We start from the raw sequence: 14,857 nt of genomic DNA, 5'->3' as shown, positions 1-14,857 counted from the left end.
CGGGATGACCAGCGACGCCACCACCGCCGCGCCCTCCCACGGGGAGGGCGCGGTCCCCCGCACCGAGGCCACCGCGCGCCCCGTGGACCCGGAGGAACGCCGCCGGGCACGGCGCAGCCGCCGTTACCGCTGGGACGTCAAGTGGAGTCCCTACGCCCTCATCTCCCCCTTCTTCCTCTTCTTCATCGCCTTCGGCCTCTTCCCCCTGCTCTATACGGGGTGGGCCTCGCTGCACCGCGTGGAGCTCGGCACCCCCACCGACATGGAGTGGGTGGGGATGCGCAACTTCACCCGCCTCTGGGGCGACGAGTTCTTCTGGAACGCGCTGGGCAACACCTTCACCATCGGGCTCCTCTCGACCGTGCCCCAGCTCCTGATGGCGCTCGGCCTGGCCCACCTCCTCAACTACCGGCTGCGCGGCTCGATGTTCTTCCGGGTCGCGATCCTCACGCCGTACGCCACCTCGGTGGCCGCGGCGACCCTGGTCTTCGTGCTGATGTTCAGCCGCACCGACCACGGCATGATCAACTGGGGGCTCGGCCTGGTCGGCGTCGACGCCGTCGACTGGCAGAACGGCGACTGGTCGGCGCAGTTCGCCGTCTCCTCCATCGTGATCTGGCGGTGGACCGGCTACAACGCGCTCATCTATCTCGCGGCGATGCAGGCCATCCCGCACGACCTGTACGAGTCGGCGGCGCTGGACGGCGCGAGCCGCTGGCAGCAGTTCCGGCACGTCACGATCCCTTCGCTGCGGCCGACGATCCTGTTCACCTGTGTCGTCTCCACGATCGGCGCGACGCAGCTCTTCGGTGAGCCGCTGCTGTTCAGCCAGGGCGCGAGCCCCACCGGAGGCACCGAGCACCAGTTCCAGACGCTCGGGCTCTACCTCTACGAGCAGGGCTGGTTCAACCAGCACCTCGGCCGGTCCTCGGCGATCGCCTGGACGATGTTCCTGATTCTCGTGCTGATCGGCCTCGTCAACTGGGCCATCAGCAGCCGGATCCGCAAGAGCGTGTGAGGGGATGACGTGACCACCACTCTGTCCACCGGCAAGGGGAACAAGGGGGCCAAGGGCAAGCGGGGGGCCGGACGCCAGCTCCACGGCGGCAGACTGACGTACGCCGTGCTGATCCTGTTCACCGTCGGCTCGCTCTTCCCGCTGGTGTGGACCGCCGTCGCGGCCTCGCGCAACAACACGCGGCTCGCCCAGACGCCCCCTCCCTTCTGGTTCGGCGGCAATCTCTTCAAGAACCTGGAGATCGCCTGGACCGACGCCCACATGGGCACGGCCCTGCTCAACACGCTGGTGGTGGCGGGCTCCATCACCGTCGGCACCGTGCTCTTCTCGACCCTGGCCGGCTTCGCCTTCGCCAAGCTCCGCTTCCGCTTCCGCGGCTTCCTGCTGCTCCTGGTGATCGGCACGATGATGGTGCCGCCCCAGCTCAGCGTCGTCCCCCTGTTCATGGTGGTGGCAAAGCTCGGCTGGACCGACCAGCTGCAGTCCGTCGTGCTGCCCACCCTGGTCAGCGCGTTCGGGGTGTTCTTCATGCGGCAGTACCTCAAGGAGGCGCTGCCCACCGAGCTGATAGAGGCGGCCCGGATGGACGGGGCGAACAGCTGGCGCGTCATCTGGCACGTCGTCTTCCCGGCCGCCCGCCCCGCGATGGCCGTCCTCGCCATGCTCACCTTCGTCATGGCGTGGAACGACTTCTTCTGGCCGATCATCGCCCTGACCCAGGGGGGTGAGCCGACCGTGCAGGTGGCCCTCGCCGGGCTCGGCATGGGGAATATCCCCGACCAGTCCGTGATCATGGCCGGCGCGCTGCTCGGCACGCTGCCCCTGCTGCTCGCCTTCGTGCTGTTCGGCAAGCAGATCGTGGGCGGCATCATGCAGGGCGCGGTCAAGGGCTGAGCCGCTCCCCGGCCGAGCGGATGCCCCCGCCTCCGGCCCTCGTACGACCGGCCCGTCGCCCGCCCCCTCATCGACTCCCCGCACCTCCCCCTTCCGTACCACCCATGGGAGCGCTCCTATGTCTCTGACCTCCGTGAACCCGACCTCCGCCGACCCGACCTTTCCGCCCGGCTTCCTGTGGGGCGCCGCGACCGCCGCGTACCAGATCGAGGGAGCCGTGCGGGAGGACGGGCGCACGCCCTCCATCTGGGACACCTTCAGCCACACGCCGGGCAAGGTGCTCGGCGGTGACACCGGGGACGTCGCCGTCGACCACTACCACCGGTGGCGCGACGACGTGCGGCTCATGGCGGACCTGGGCCTGTCCGCGTACCGCTTCTCGGTGTCGTGGTCGCGGGTGCAGCCCACCGGGCGCGGGCCCGCCGTGCAGCGCGGGCTCGACTTCTACCGCGCGCTCGTCGACGAGCTGCTCGCGCACGGCATCCAGCCGATGGTGACCCTCTACCACTGGGACCTGCCGCAGGAGCTGGAGGACGCCTTCCCCAGCGGCTCGGCGGCCGGCGGCGGCTGGCCGGAGCGGGACACCGCCCACCGCTTCGCGGAGTACGCCGGGATCGTCGCCGGCGCGCTCGGTGACCGCGTGGAGATGTGGTCGACGCTCAACGAGCCGTGGTGCAGCGCGTTCCTCGGCTACGGCTCGGGGGTGCACGCACCGGGCCGCACCGACCCCGCCGCCGCCCTGCGCGCGGCCCACCACCTCAACCTCGCCCACGGCCTGGGCGCACAGGCGCTGCGCGACGGTCTGCCGGGCCGCGCCCGGATCGGCGTCAGCCTCAACCCGAGCGCGGTGCGCCCGCTCACCCCGTCCCCCGCCGACCAGGACGCGCGCCGCCGGATCGACGCGCTGGCCAACCGCGTCTTCACCGGGCCGATGCTGCGTGGCGCGTACGACGACGATCTGCTGGCGGACACCGCCGCCATCACGGACTGGTCGTTCGTCGGCGACAACGACCTGCGCATCGCCCACCACCCGCTGGACTTCCTCGGCATCAACTACTACGCCCCCGCGGTCGTCTCGGCCGCCCCCGCCGACGCGGTGGACCGGCAGCGCGCCGACGGTCACGGCGCGAGCAGCCACTCCCCCTGGCCGGGCGCCGACGAGCACGTCAGCTTCCACCGGGCGCCCGGTGAACTCACCGCCATGGACTGGCCGGTGGACCCGACCGGCCTCAAGGACCTCCTGCTCGACTACACCGCCCAGGCCCCCGGCCTTCCGCTCTACGTGACGGAGAACGGCGCGGCCTTCGACGACGTGCCGGGCGCGGGCGGTCAGGTCCACGACCCCGAGCGCATCCGCTATCTGCACGGCCACCTCACCGCGGTGCGGGAGGCGATCGCCGCGGGCGCGGACGTGCGCGGGTACTACCTCTGGTCACTGCTCGACAACTTCGAATGGGCGTACGGCTACAGCAAGCGGTTCGGCGCGGTCTATGTCGACTACGCGACGCAGGCCCGTACCCCGAAGTCCAGCGCCCACTGGTACGCGAAGGTCGCCGCGGCCGGCGAGCTGCCGCCGAGCCCGACGCTGGACTGAGCCTGGACCGAGCGGGGTGGTGCCCCGGCCGGGTGGGGGGAGGTCCGGCCGGGGCGCCGGCTCACTTGTACGCCGCGAACGCCTTCGTGAACGCGAGCGGCTCCTGCTCGATCGACGAGCACGTCGGCTGCGCGGAGCCCGACGCGCCGCCCTCGCAGGCCTTGTCGCGGGTCGAGGACCACATCGAGAGCCAGCCGATGCCCTTGTCCTTGGCGAAGGTCACGAGCTGGTCGGCGTCGTCGGTCTTGAACACCTCGGTCGCGACGTCGTTGACGCCGATCATCGGGGTGACGGCGACGGCCTTCCACGCGGCCTCGTCCGAGAGGCCGAGCGCGGACTTGATCTGCTTCTGCGTGGCGGTGGCGGCCTGCACGGCGTACGTGCCCATGTCGCCGCTGTACGAGGCCCCGTAGTCCATGGCCATGACGTTCACCGCGTCGATGCGCACGCCGTTCTTCTTGGCGTCGGCGAGCAGGTCCACGCCGGGCTGGGTGAGCCCTTCGGGCATCACGGGCAGCGTGAACGACACGTTCAGGTCCGGGTGCTGCTTCTGCAGGGTGGCGATGGCCTCGGCGCGGCGGGTGTTGGCCGCGGTGTCCGGCAGGGCGGCGCCCTCGATGTCGAAGTCGACCTTCGTCAGCTTGTAGGCGTCGACGACCTTGCCGTACGCCTTCGCCAGCGCGTCCGCGCTGTCACACTTCAGGCCGAGCTCGGAGCCGGCCTGCCCACCGAAGGAGACGCGGACGTCGCCGCCCGCGGCGCGCAGGTCGCCGATCTGCGCGGCCACCTTGTCGTCGCCGAGCCCGGTCGTGCCGCCCCACAGCGGCTCACAGCCGCCGCCGGAGGTGATGAAGGCGAGGTTGAACTCCTTGACGCCGGTCTTCTTCGCCGTGTCCACGAGGTCGTAGGCCGGGGCGAGGGAGGTGTCGACGAAGGGCGCGAACCTGGCGCCGTCCTTCGCCGCGTCCTTCGCCGCTCCGGCCTGCGCGGGCGTCTTCCCGGTGGGGGCCTTGGTCGCGAGGGCCGTCCCGGAGAAGAGGAAGGCGCCGCCGCCGACGAGAGAGGCGGCGACCAGCCCTCCTATGACCTTGGAACGGGTGCTCACCGTGCGCCGGTGCGTGCTGCTCATCGCGTGCCTGCCTTAGCTGTACGGGGGTGGGGGTGCGGCAGCACGCTAGCCGCGCCGGAACCGACAAAACGCCCATGCGGGACGCGGGTTGAGGATCTTAGGGCGCGCTTAAGGAAGGGATGGGGGCCGATTAAAGATCGCGGCCCGGAGAGCCCGAAATGGCCTGTGCGTCTTCAGCAGGACAGACGGGGGCCCAGGAATGAAAATGGGTGTTTTCACCACAATGGCCTCACCTGCGGGAAAGGGAATCATGACCGGAACGCGCAGAGCAGTGCCCGCCGGAGGGTTCGTCCTCCTCCTCGCCGCCATGCTGGCCTGCCCGTCGGCGGCGGCGGCCGAACCGTCACCACCCGACTGGCCCCCGCCGGCCCCGTACGAGCCGTCGGCCGAGGCCCCGCCCTGGTCGACGCCGCTCGCCGCCCCCGAGGGGCACCCCGCGTTCCGGGCGGGATCGTCCGCCCACGTCGTCGCGGAGATCAACCGGCACCGCGCCGGGGCCGGTTGCGCTCCCGTACGGCTGCGGGCCTCGCTCAGCCGGTCCGCCAGGGAGCACAGCGCCGACATGTCGGACCACGAGCGGCTCACCCACGTCGGGACCGACGGCAGCCGGCCGCTGGAGCGGATGCGGGAGGCCGGCTACCGGCCGCGCCGGGCCGGCGAGGTCATCGCGGCCGGTCCGCGCACCCCGGAGGCAGCCGTCAGGGCGTGGATGCGCAGTCCCTCCCATCGGGCCGTCGTCCTCTCCTGCCCCTACACGGACGCGGGCGTCGGCGTGACGCGCGGCTCCGGCGGGCCGTGGTGGACGCTGGATCTGGCCGCGCGGCGCTGAGGCCGGGTGGGTGAGCGGCGCGTCCCAGCGGGCCGAAAAGGGGTGGCAGTTCCCCTCGGTGGGGCGGATGACGGCCGCGCGGGCCGTCAGCTCGGGGTGGGGGTGCGCCTGCGTCGGCGTACCGCGTCCCCGCGGTGGCCCCGGCGGACGTCGGCCGGGCGGCGCGCGTCGCGCTGGATCCAGATGCGGACCTCCGTGCCGCCCAGCACCGAGCTGCCGATCCGGACGTCGCCGCCCGTCGACTCGGCGAGACGCCGCACGATGTCGAGGCCGAGCCCCGTGGAGCCGTCCTCGCCCGATCCGGTGCCCCGGGCGAGCGCGGCCTCGGGGTCGGCGATGCCGGCCCCCGCGTCGGAGACGAGGACGATCACCGCGTCCTCCCCGCTGTGCACGTCGACCGAGAAGGCCGTGCCCTCGCGGGTGTGCCGGAAGACGTTGCCGAGCAACGCGTCGAGCGCGGCGACCAGTTCGGTGCGGGCCACCGGGATGCGGACCGGCCGGTCGAGGCCCGCGACCCGGACCTCGCGCCCCTCGTCCTCGGCGAGCGCCGACCAGAAGGCCATCCGGTCCCGGATCACCTCGGCCGCGTCGCAGCCCGCGCCGGGGCCGACCGTCGCCGTCTGCGGCTTGGCGTCCCGCGCGGTGCGGATGATGGTGTCGACCTCGCGCTCCAGCGTCTCGACCGCGGTGCGGGTCTGTTCGGCCGCGGGCCCTTCGCCGAGCGAGGCCGCGTTGAGCCGCAGCACGGTCAGCGGGGTGCGCAGCCGGTGCGAGAGGTCGGCCGCCAGCTCCCGTTCGTTGGCGAGGAGTTGGACCACCTGGTCGGCCATCGAGTTGAACGCCACGGCGGCCAGCCGCAGTTCGGTCGGCCCCTCCTCGGGTACCCGCGCCCCCAGCTTGCCCTCGCCGAGGTCGTGCGCGGCGCCCACCAGACGTCTGGCCGGCTGGACCATGCGTACGCCCAGGCGGTCCGCGACCGCCACCGAACCGATGACGAGCGCGATGCCGACACCGGCGAGCACCACCCACGCGGTGGTCACGCCGTTGCTGATCTCGGCCTCGGGCACGTAGATCTCCACGACGGCCGTGCCCGAGCTAAGCGCGGTCGGCTGCAGGACGACGAAGCCGCCGGGCACCTCGGTGGTCCTCGCGCGGCCCTCCTTGCGGGTGGCCTCCACGGCCCGTGCCTCGGCGCGCGGGTCGCCGACCTCGAAGGCGGGGTGGTCGTCGACGGCCGGCACGTACACCGCCATCCGCCCGTCGCCGCCCGCCTCGGAGGAGGCGACGGCGCGGGTGAGCTCGGCGCGGTCGGTGGTGATGGAGAGCGTGGGGCCCATGCCCGCGCCGTGCCGCTCCGCGTTGGAGATCGCCCGGTCCCTTGCCATCTCCTTGACGACCAGGCCGAGCGGCACCGCGAAGGCCACCACGACCATCGTCGTGACGGCCAGGCAGACCTTGACGAGCGCCCACCTCACAGCGCCTGCTCCGGCAGCGGCGGCTCCAGCTTCACGCCGACCCCGCGCAGGGTGTGCAGATAGCGCGGCCGGGCGGCCGTCTCACCCAACTTCCGCCGCAGCCACGACAGATGTACGTCGATGGTCTGGTCGTCGCCGTAACTCTGCTGCCACACCTCGGCGAGCAGCTCCTTGCGCGGTACGACGACGCCGGGCCGGCCTGCGAGGAAGGCGAGCAGATCGAACTCGCGGCGGGTCAGGTCGAGGCGGGCGCCGTCCAGCTCGGCCTGGCGGCGCAGCGGGTCGATGCTGAGCCCGCCGACCCGCAGCACGTTGCTGGGCGGCGCCTCGCCGGCGCTGACGCGGGCGCGGCGGAGCACGGCGGCCATCCGCGCCGAGAGGTGCTCGACGGAGAACGGCTTGGTGAGGTAGTCGTCGGCGCCGTCGTTCAGGAGCCGGACGATCTCCGTCTCGTCGTCCCGGGCGGTCGCGATGATCACCGGGACGTCCGTGATGCCGCGCAGCATCTTCAGCGCCTCCGACCCGTCGAGGTCGGGCAGGCCGAGATCCAGGATCACCACGTCGAAACGGAAATGGGCGACCTCGCGCAGCGCCTCCAGGGCGGTGCCGACGCTGCGCACGGTGTGCGATGCCTCGGTCAGATGCCGGATGAGGGCGGAGCGCACGAACTGGTCATCCTCGACGACGAGCACACTTGCCATGGGCGGCACCGTACGCCATACGGAGGAACGCGGTCCTGCCAGGGACGCGCCCGCCCCCGCCGGTCAGGGGCCCGGCCGCCCCACGGGACAGGTGTGCGGGACGTGGTGCAGTATGGCCCGCGATGCACAGAGGACTCGTACACACCATCGCGTGGTCGCTCGCCACGGGCGCGGCGGTCACGCTGTCCTGGTGGGGCGTCCACACGGTGATGGCGGGCACGGCCTACGACCCGCCGCGCGCCCTGCCGCTGACGGCCGACGACGGCGGCCCCGACCGCGCGGAGCCGCTCGCCTCGTCGACCCACCGCACCCCGTCGTCCCCCTCCGACAAGCCGTCGAAGTCCGCCGAGCCGCCCAAGTCGTCCACGTCGCCGAAATCGACCGAATCAAAGGATTCAACCGGAACAGGGCATTCCAAGAAGTCCTCGCCGCCGCCTCCGACGCGTGCGGGCACGGGCACGGTGAAGAGCTACAACACCACCGGCGGCCGGGTCGTCCTCGACCTCGGCAAGGACTCCGCGACGCTGGTCTCCGCGACCCCTGCGGCCGGCTGGTCCGTGCAGACGTGGAAGCAGGACAAGTGGATCCGGGTGGACTTCACCGGGGGCGCGGCCCAGGTCTCGGTCTTCTGCACCTGGCACGACACGGAGCCGCGGGTGGAGATCGAGAAGTCCTGAGCCCGGGGCCCTTCGCCCGGACCGGGCCGGCTCAGCGGAAGACCGACGGGGGCGGCGCGGGTGAGGCCACCGCGCCGGCGTCGGTGACCGCCGCCGCTCCGCCGGTGAAGTCCGTGAGGCCCCGGCCGTGTTCGACCCGGCCGGGGTGTGGGTCGCTCGCGCAGCGGCGGGTCAGCTCGGCGACCGGGAGCGCCTGGTCGGAGCCGAGCAGGACGGCGTTGCCGAAGCGCCGGCCGCGCAGGACGGCCGGGTCGGCGGCGAGCGCGAGTTCGGGGAAGAGCGCGGCGGCGGTGGCGATCTGGCCGCGCAGGTGCGCGAGCGGCGGGCCGTCGGCGAGGTTCGCGGCGTAGTACCCGCCGGGCCTGAGGACCCTGCGGACGTCGGTGAGGAACTCGGTGCTGGTGAGGTGGGCGGGGGTGCGGGCGCCGCTGAAGACATCGGCGATGACGAGGTCGGCCCAGCCGTCGGCGATCTTCGCGAGCCCTTCGCGGGCGTCGGCGGCGCGCACCCGGACCCGGGCCTGGGAGTCCAGCGGCAGTTCGCGGCGGACGAGCCGGACGAGCGCGGTGTCGCGCTCGACGACCTGCTGGGTGGAGCGGGGGCGGGTCGCGGCTATGTAGCGGGCGAGGGTGAAGGCGCCGCCGCCGAGGTGCAGGGCGTGAATCGGCTTGCCGGGCGGGGCGACGAGGTCGGCGATGTGGCCGAGCCTGCGCTGGTACTCGAAGTCGAGGTACGCGGGGTCGTCGAGGTCGACGTGGGACTGCGGGGCGCCGTCCACGAGCAGCGTCCAGGCGCGCGGCCTGTCCCGGTCCGGCATGAGCTCGGCGAGCCCGCCGTCGACGTCCTCGACCACGGCTTCCCGCGCTTCCCGGGCCCGCTTGTTCCTTGCCATCCGACCATTATCGGGGGGTGCGGGGGCGGCGGCCCGGCGGAGGGGGCGGGAGCGGGCCGGAGCGGGGCTCGGAGCACGGGTGCGGGGGCGCGGCGGCGGGTACGGGAGCGGGCGCGCGGGCCGGCGCGGGGTGCGGGTGCGGGCGGGACGGCAGAGAGGGCGGGAGGGGGTGCGCGGGCCGGGGCGGGGGGGCGCGTGCGGCGGGACGGCGGAGAGTACTGGAGGGGGCGCGCGGGCCGGTGGATGGCGGCGCCGGGGGTCAGCGGCAGCTGTCGGCGGCCTCGATGGTGCGGGCGGCCTGGCCGAGGGCGGCGCGCAGGACGGCCGGGTCGGTGACGGGGTCGCTCTCGCCGTCGGGCGGCAGCAGCCAGCCGGTGCCGGCGACCGGCGGGTCGGGGACGACGGGGCCGCTGGGGCCGGGGGCGGGTCCCGCGTACACGCTCAGGCCGCGGCCGAAGGTCTGGGTGCAGGCGCTGCCCGGCAGGTCCCAGCCGTCCGCGGTGCCGGGCGGAACCAGGAAGCCGAGGGTGTCGCCGCCACCGTCGTGCAGCACGGGCCCGATGGTGTCGGCTGCGCCGCGGCGCAGGATGTCGACCGCTTCGAGTCCCTGCCGGGCCGGGACCGTCACCAGGTCGCAGCACTCGTCGTCGCAGGGGGCGGGGGCGGGCGGGGCGCTGGCGTCCGGGGTGGGCCGGTGCCGCGCCGTGGTCAGGGATGCCGGGGACACGCCGCCGCGCACCGCCGGGTACCTGCCGTTCGTACGGGAGTCGCCGTTCTCCGTGCCGATCTCCAACAAGGGGACCCCTCCTCGCAGTGCGGGGACCGCCTGGCTCCCGCTCCTCATGGTTCAACGCGGGTCGGCGTCAACAGGCACTGCGGCTCGCCGCCGCAAAGGATGGCAGTTCATGGCGGATCGTGGGTGAGATATCCGGTTTGTAGCCAAACACCGTGTGGCCGACCGGTCACAGCGGGTACGTTCGTGCTCCGCCGGAACAGGGTGGCCCCGCGAGATCCCGTGCGCGGGTGTGACACCCGGTGCGCGAGCGTGGGCACGTTCCGGCACGCTCCGCACGAGAGGGTCCGGCCATGGCGTCGTCACCGATGGCATCGTCAACTCAGTCCCCACGACCGAACCTTGCCTTCCGCCGACTCCGCGGACAGCGCTCGCCGGGTGAGTTCGCCGCGGCGGTGCGGCGGGCCGCCCGCGAGATCGGCGAGCGGGTCTGCTGCGACGCGCGGTACATCGGGCGCGTGGAGGCGGGTGAGATCCGTTGCCCCAACTACGCCTACGAACGCGTGTTCCTGCACATGTTCCCCGGCCGGACCCTGACGGACCTGGGGTTCGCCCCCCGCGCCCTGGTGCGCGGAAGAGGGGTGCGCGCCGAGTCCCCACCCGCCCCACCTGTCGCACCTGTCCCGCCCACCCCACCAACACCCGTACCAGCGACCACCATCCACCTGTACGAGTCCCATCCGACCGGGTCCGACCCCCGCGCCTGTGATCCGTACGCGGTCCAGACCCACGAGGAGAGCGACGTGCAGCGTCGCGCGTTCATGACCGGCTCCACGGCCACCGTGGTGGCCGCCCTCGGGCCCATCGGGCTCACCCTGGGCGGCCCGGCGGAGGCGGCCGCCCTGCGCGGGCGCCGCGTCGGGGACGCCGAGGCCCGCGCGGTCGAGACGGCCGTGCGCAGGATCAGGCTGCTCGACGACCGGCACGGCGCCGACGGCCTCTACCGGCGGGCCGCCGCGCCGCTGCGCACCGCCTACGCCCTGCTCGACGCGGGCACCACCACCCGGCAGTCCACCTCGGACCGGCTGCACGCCGGCGCCGGTGAACTCGCCATCTCCGTGGGGTGGCTGGCACACGACTCGGGCCGCTTCGGCGACGCCCGCTCGCACTACGCCGAGGCCCTCGCGACGGCCCGGGTCTCCGGGGACGCCGCCTTGGAGGCGCACGCCTTCTGCAACACGGCGTTCCTCGCACGGGACGCCGGGCGCCCCCGGGAGGCGGTACGGGCGGCGCAGGCGGCCACGCACGCCGCCCGCGGGCTGGGCTCGCCCCGGCTGCTCTCGCTGCTCGCGCTGCGGGAGGCCGGCGGCTGGGCGGGGCTCGGCGACCGCGCGGGGTGCGAACAGGCGCTCTCGCGCGCCCACGGCCTCTTCGACCGCGGCGCCCGCGACGAGGACCCGGAGTGGATGACCTTCTACGGGCCCGCCGAGCTCGCGGGTCTTGAGGCGCAGTGCTGGTCGGCGCTGGGCGAGTGGGCGCGGGCCGCCGGGCACGCGCGGCTCGCCGCGACCACCGCCGCCGCGCAGACCCCGCAGTTCACCAGGAACATCGCGCTCTACACCGCCGAGCTCGCCGACGACCTGGCTCGCGCGGGCCGCCCCGACGAGGCCGCGCGGGCGGGACTTCGGGTGCTCGCGCTCCTCGGCGAGGTGCAGTCGTCCCGCATCCAGTCGATACTGGCCGCGACCGCGCGGGTGCTGCTTCCGCACCGCGGCGTCCCCGAGGTGAACGACTTCCTGGAGGGGCACGCCGGGCTGCCCCGCGCCGTGTAGACGTACGGGATGTGCAGACGTACGGGCCCAGTAGACGTACAGGCCGAGGTTGCTAGAACAGGTGGCCCGTCTCGTTCCACGACTCGATGGCGGGCTCTCCGTAGGCCCAGCCGAGGACCGACAGGGACGTCGGGTTGAGGCGGACGCGGGCGGCGAACTCGATGCCGGAGCCCAACCAGCGGGCGGCGATGACGCGCAGGATGTGGCCGTGCGCGAAGACCAGGACATCGCGGTCGGCGCTCCTGGCCCAGTCGACGACCTCGTCCGCGCGCGCGGCGACCTGCCCCAGGGTCTCGCCCGCGGGGACGCCGTCGCGCCAGATGAACCAGCCGGGGCGGACCGCCTGGATGTCGGCGGGGGTCATGCCCTCGTACCCGCCGTAGTCGAACTCCATCAGCGCGTCCCAGGTGCTCGCCCGGTCGCCGAAGCCGGCGATCTCACAGGTCTCCCGCGCGCGGGAGAGCGGGCTCGTGCGCACCTCGACGTCCGGGAGGCCGCCCAGGGGCGCCCGGTGCAGCCGCTCGCCCAGCAGCTTGGCGCCGCGACGGCCCTCCTCCAGGAGGGGGATGTCGGTCCTGCCGGTGTGCTTCCCGGACAGCGACCATTCCGTCTGGCCGTGCCGGGCCAGCAGGATGCGGGGTGCCATGAGCTCTCTCCAACTCCTACGCGTAACCGCCCCGTCACCTGCACCGACGGGACTTTTGCTGCTTTTTGCGGACTGTGGTGGCCCGCCCCCTCCATCATCACCCACCCTGGAGCGGACACCGGCCGTCCCTGGCAACCCGCTCGCCGATCTCTGCGTCTTAGACGGCCGGGGGACTCCTCGACGGCCTTCGCGCGCGCCGTAAAGTGATGCGGCGGCGTACGCCGCATGAACAGAGACGATGGGGGACCGACCGGATGCCGAAGACCGACGTGCCGGGCACCGCGGGCATAACCGGACACCGGCTCCGCTGGTGGACCGAGCTGCCGCTGATCGTCCTGGTGTACGCCGCGTACTCGGCCGGCCGGCTGATCGTCCGCGGTGACGTCGCCGAGGCGGTCGACCACGGCGTGGGGATCCTCAAGGCCGAGCAGTTCCTGCGGCTCAACGCGGAGAGCCCGCTGAACCGGCTCTTCACCGCCAACTCCTGGATCGGCGTCCCCGCCGACTTCTGGTACGCCTCGCTGCACTACCTCGTCACGCCGGCCGTCCTGATCTGGCTGTTCCGCAGCCGCGCGGTCCACTACCGCGCCGCACGCGCGTGGCTGATGATCTCCACCATGATCGGCCTGATCGGCTTCACGCTGCTGCCGACCTGTCCGCCCCGGCTGCTGAGCAAGGGCCACGGCTTCGTCGACACCATGGCGCAGTACAGCGACTTCGGCTGGTGGGGCGGCGAGGCGAGCGCGCCCCGCGGCCTCGGCGGGATGACGAACCAGTACGCGGCCATGCCCAGCCTGCACGTCGGGTGGGCGCTGTGGTGCGGCGTGATGCTGTGGCGCTGCGGGCGCTCGCCGCTGTCCAAGGTGGCCGCCGTCGGCTACCCGCTCATCACGACGCTCGTGGTGATGGGCACCGCCAACCACTACTTCTTCGACGCGCTCGCGGGCTGCGCCGTGATGGGCGTCGGACTGCTCCTCGTGCGGCCCGTGCAGCGGCTCGCGGAGCCGGTGATGGACCGGCTGCGGGAGCGTTTCCTGTCCTCCTCGGCGACCTCGCCCGCCCCAGAGTCCTCATTTGTCGGTGCCGGGTGCCAGACTTCGACGGGTGAGCGAATTCCCCGACAGCGCAAGCAGAGTGCCGCCGCCCCCGGCGCCGAGTCGAGTGCCCGGCCTGCCGACGCAGGCCACCCCGCCGACGCCGGGGACGGCGCCGCGGGATGGGGGCTCCCCCGCCCGAGCGAAGTCGAGAGCTTGGGCAAGGCTCACTGAGCTGCGCGGCGCCGACCTGCCCGCGCGGCCGCTGGACGCCCGCGCCCTCGCCGCCCTCGCGGCCAACCCCGGGTGCCGGCGTCGTGCGCTGCTCGACGGCGCGGGGGTGGACAAGACGGCGCTCGCGCAGTCCCTCGGCGCCGCCTCCGGCTTCGGCCAGTCCCAGTTCGCGTTCGTGCGGGGCAACGCCTTCGAGGCGCGGGTCAAGGCCGACGGCGGCGCGGAGCTGCTGCGCCTGACCCACGCCGGTCTCGGCGGCGGGCCCGAGCCGGTGGCGGGCGAGGCCGCCGTGCCCGACCTGTCGGCGGCCGGCCCCGAGGGCCGCGCCGCGCGTACGGCGCTCGCCCTGCGCGAGGCCACCGCGTCCGGCGGCTGGACGCTGCTCGACCACCCGATGCTGGCCCTGGAGGTCGCGGGCACGCCCGCCTTCCTGGAGCCGGACGCGGTGGTGGTCCAGCCGGACGGCACCTGGACGGTCGTCGAGATCAAGTCCTTCCCGATGATCGACGGCTCGGCGGACGCGGCGAAGGTGGGCGCGGCGGCGCGCCAGGCCGCGGTGTACGTGCTGGCCCTGGAGGGGGTGGCGGCGCGCCTGGACCCGGCCCCGCGCGTCCGGCACCAGGTGCTCCTGGTCTGCCCCAAGGACTTCTCGAACCTGCCGACGGCGTCCGCGATCGACGTCCGCAAGCAGCTGTCGGTGACCCGCAGGCAGCTGGAGCGGCTGACTCGGGTCGAGGACATCGCGGCGGAGCTCCCTGAGGGCACCACCTTCGACGTACGGCGGCCCGCCGACGAGCTGACCGCGGCGGTCGAGTCGGTCCCCGCGACGTACGCCCCCGAGTGCCTGGCCGCCTGCGAGCTGGCCTTTCACTGCCGGGAGCGGGCCCGCGAGCGCGGCGACGTGACGTCCCTGGGGCGGTCGATCCGGGGCGACCTCGGCGGCTTGACGCAGGTCGAGGACGTCCTCGCGGCGGCCTCGGGGGCGGCGGGCGACCCGGCGGATCCGGCGGTGGCGGCGCTGCGGAGGGCGGCGGTGCTGCGGCGTGAGGCGGTTTCTGGCGGGGGCGCCTTGGGGGGATTCTCTTGCTGAGCCGCGTCGTGCCGTGCCGCGCCTCGGCCGGGTGGGGCGTCCGTTGTGTCGCGGCTTACTGTCCTGCCGCTTCGCGGCG

Annotated in this window: 14 protein-coding genes; 8 read left to right on the top strand and 6 right to left on the bottom strand. The window is 73.6% G+C overall.

Annotated features, from left to right (window positions below; all coding sequences use genetic code 11):
• The first annotated feature begins 4 nt into the window (after positions 1 to 4).
• The 3 genes from ACFYO9_RS33425 (at position 5) to ACFYO9_RS33415 (ending at position 3,506) form a co-directional block, all read left to right on the top strand.
• Positions 5 to 1,018, top strand: a complete 1,014-nt coding sequence (locus ACFYO9_RS33425) for a sugar ABC transporter permease (RefSeq protein WP_358778301.1) — start codon at positions 5 to 7, stop codon at positions 1,016 to 1,018.
• A gap of 9 nt (positions 1,019 to 1,027) precedes the next feature.
• Entirely contained in the window at positions 1,028 to 1,912 is an 885-nt protein-coding gene (locus tag ACFYO9_RS33420; RefSeq protein WP_358778302.1) for a carbohydrate ABC transporter permease, read from the top strand.
• A 118-nt stretch (positions 1,913 to 2,030) separates the two neighbouring features.
• Positions 2,031 to 3,506, top strand: a complete 1,476-nt coding sequence (locus tag ACFYO9_RS33415) for a GH1 family beta-glucosidase (RefSeq protein WP_358778303.1) — start codon at positions 2,031 to 2,033, stop codon at positions 3,504 to 3,506.
• A gap of 61 nt (positions 3,507 to 3,567) precedes the next feature.
• On the opposite strand, the gene ACFYO9_RS33410 is transcribed toward ACFYO9_RS33415, so the two are convergent.
• Entirely contained in the window at positions 3,568 to 4,635 is a 1,068-nt protein-coding gene (locus ACFYO9_RS33410; protein WP_388666812.1) for a chitinase, read from the bottom strand.
• A 250-nt stretch (positions 4,636 to 4,885) separates the two neighbouring features.
• Here ACFYO9_RS33410 and ACFYO9_RS33405 point away from each other — a divergent pair, with 250 nt between their 5' ends.
• On the top strand, positions 4,886 to 5,464 hold the full coding sequence (locus ACFYO9_RS33405) for a CAP domain-containing protein (protein ID WP_358778304.1): 579 nt from the start codon (positions 4,886 to 4,888) through the stop codon (positions 5,462 to 5,464).
• Positions 5,465 to 5,550: 86 nt separating this feature from the next.
• On the opposite strand, the gene ACFYO9_RS33400 is transcribed toward ACFYO9_RS33405, so the two are convergent.
• Together ACFYO9_RS33400 and ACFYO9_RS33395 are read right to left on the bottom strand one after the other, a co-directional pair.
• A complete protein-coding gene (locus tag ACFYO9_RS33400) occupies positions 5,551 to 6,939 on the bottom strand; it encodes a HAMP domain-containing sensor histidine kinase (RefSeq protein ID WP_358778305.1) in 1,389 nt (462 codons plus the stop codon).
• Positions 6,936 to 7,640 carry a response regulator transcription factor gene (locus ACFYO9_RS33395; RefSeq protein WP_358705454.1) on the bottom strand — a complete coding sequence of 235 codons (705 nt, stop codon included), beginning with the start codon at positions 7,638 to 7,640 and terminating at the stop codon, positions 6,936 to 6,938. Before ACFYO9_RS33395 ends, ACFYO9_RS33400 begins: the two co-directional genes overlap by 4 nt.
• Positions 7,641 to 7,762: 122 nt before the next feature.
• On the opposite strand from ACFYO9_RS33395, the gene ACFYO9_RS33390 reads away from it, so the two are divergent.
• Complete coding sequence (locus tag ACFYO9_RS33390) at positions 7,763 to 8,317, top strand: hypothetical protein (protein WP_355819773.1); 555 nt, start codon at positions 7,763 to 7,765, stop codon at positions 8,315 to 8,317.
• 31 nt (positions 8,318 to 8,348) lie between these two features.
• On the opposite strand, the gene ACFYO9_RS33385 is transcribed toward ACFYO9_RS33390, so the two are convergent.
• Positions 8,349 to 9,209: a fused MFS/spermidine synthase gene (locus ACFYO9_RS33385; protein ID WP_355819770.1), complete on the bottom strand. Its 861-nt coding sequence runs from the start codon at positions 9,207 to 9,209 to the stop codon at positions 8,349 to 8,351.
• Positions 9,210 to 9,468: 259 nt separating this feature from the next.
• Positions 9,469 to 10,005: a hypothetical protein gene (locus ACFYO9_RS33380; protein WP_388666809.1), complete on the bottom strand. Its 537-nt coding sequence runs from the start codon at positions 10,003 to 10,005 to the stop codon at positions 9,469 to 9,471.
• Positions 10,006 to 10,295: 290 nt separating this feature from the next.
• Between ACFYO9_RS33380 and ACFYO9_RS33375 the strand changes: the two genes are divergently transcribed.
• Positions 10,296 to 11,774, top strand: coding sequence for a tetratricopeptide repeat protein (locus ACFYO9_RS33375; RefSeq protein ID WP_358778306.1), 1,479 nt, complete (start codon positions 10,296 to 10,298; stop codon positions 11,772 to 11,774).
• Positions 11,775 to 11,826: 52 nt separating this feature from the next.
• On the opposite strand, the gene ACFYO9_RS33370 is transcribed toward ACFYO9_RS33375, so the two are convergent.
• Positions 11,827 to 12,420: a histidine phosphatase family protein gene (locus tag ACFYO9_RS33370; protein WP_358778307.1), complete on the bottom strand. Its 594-nt coding sequence runs from the start codon at positions 12,418 to 12,420 to the stop codon at positions 11,827 to 11,829.
• Positions 12,421 to 12,674: 254 nt separating this feature from the next.
• On the opposite strand from ACFYO9_RS33370, the gene ACFYO9_RS33365 reads away from it, so the two are divergent.
• Positions 12,675 to 13,688, top strand: a complete 1,014-nt coding sequence (locus ACFYO9_RS33365) for a phosphatase PAP2 family protein (protein ID WP_355819760.1) — start codon at positions 12,675 to 12,677, stop codon at positions 13,686 to 13,688.
• Complete coding sequence (locus ACFYO9_RS33360) at positions 13,582 to 14,778, top strand: hypothetical protein (protein ID WP_388666806.1); 1,197 nt, start codon at positions 13,582 to 13,584, stop codon at positions 14,776 to 14,778. Before ACFYO9_RS33365 ends, ACFYO9_RS33360 begins: the two co-directional genes overlap by 107 nt.
• Positions 14,779 to 14,857: the final 79 nt, after the last annotated feature.

The organism is Streptomyces sp. NPDC005863 (assembly GCF_042871345.1).
In the GTDB taxonomy this organism is placed as follows: Bacteria; Actinomycetota; Actinomycetes; order Streptomycetales; family Streptomycetaceae; genus Streptomyces.
Note: the sequence above shows the minus strand (reverse complement) of the source record. Positions and strands in the feature narration are given on the sequence as shown.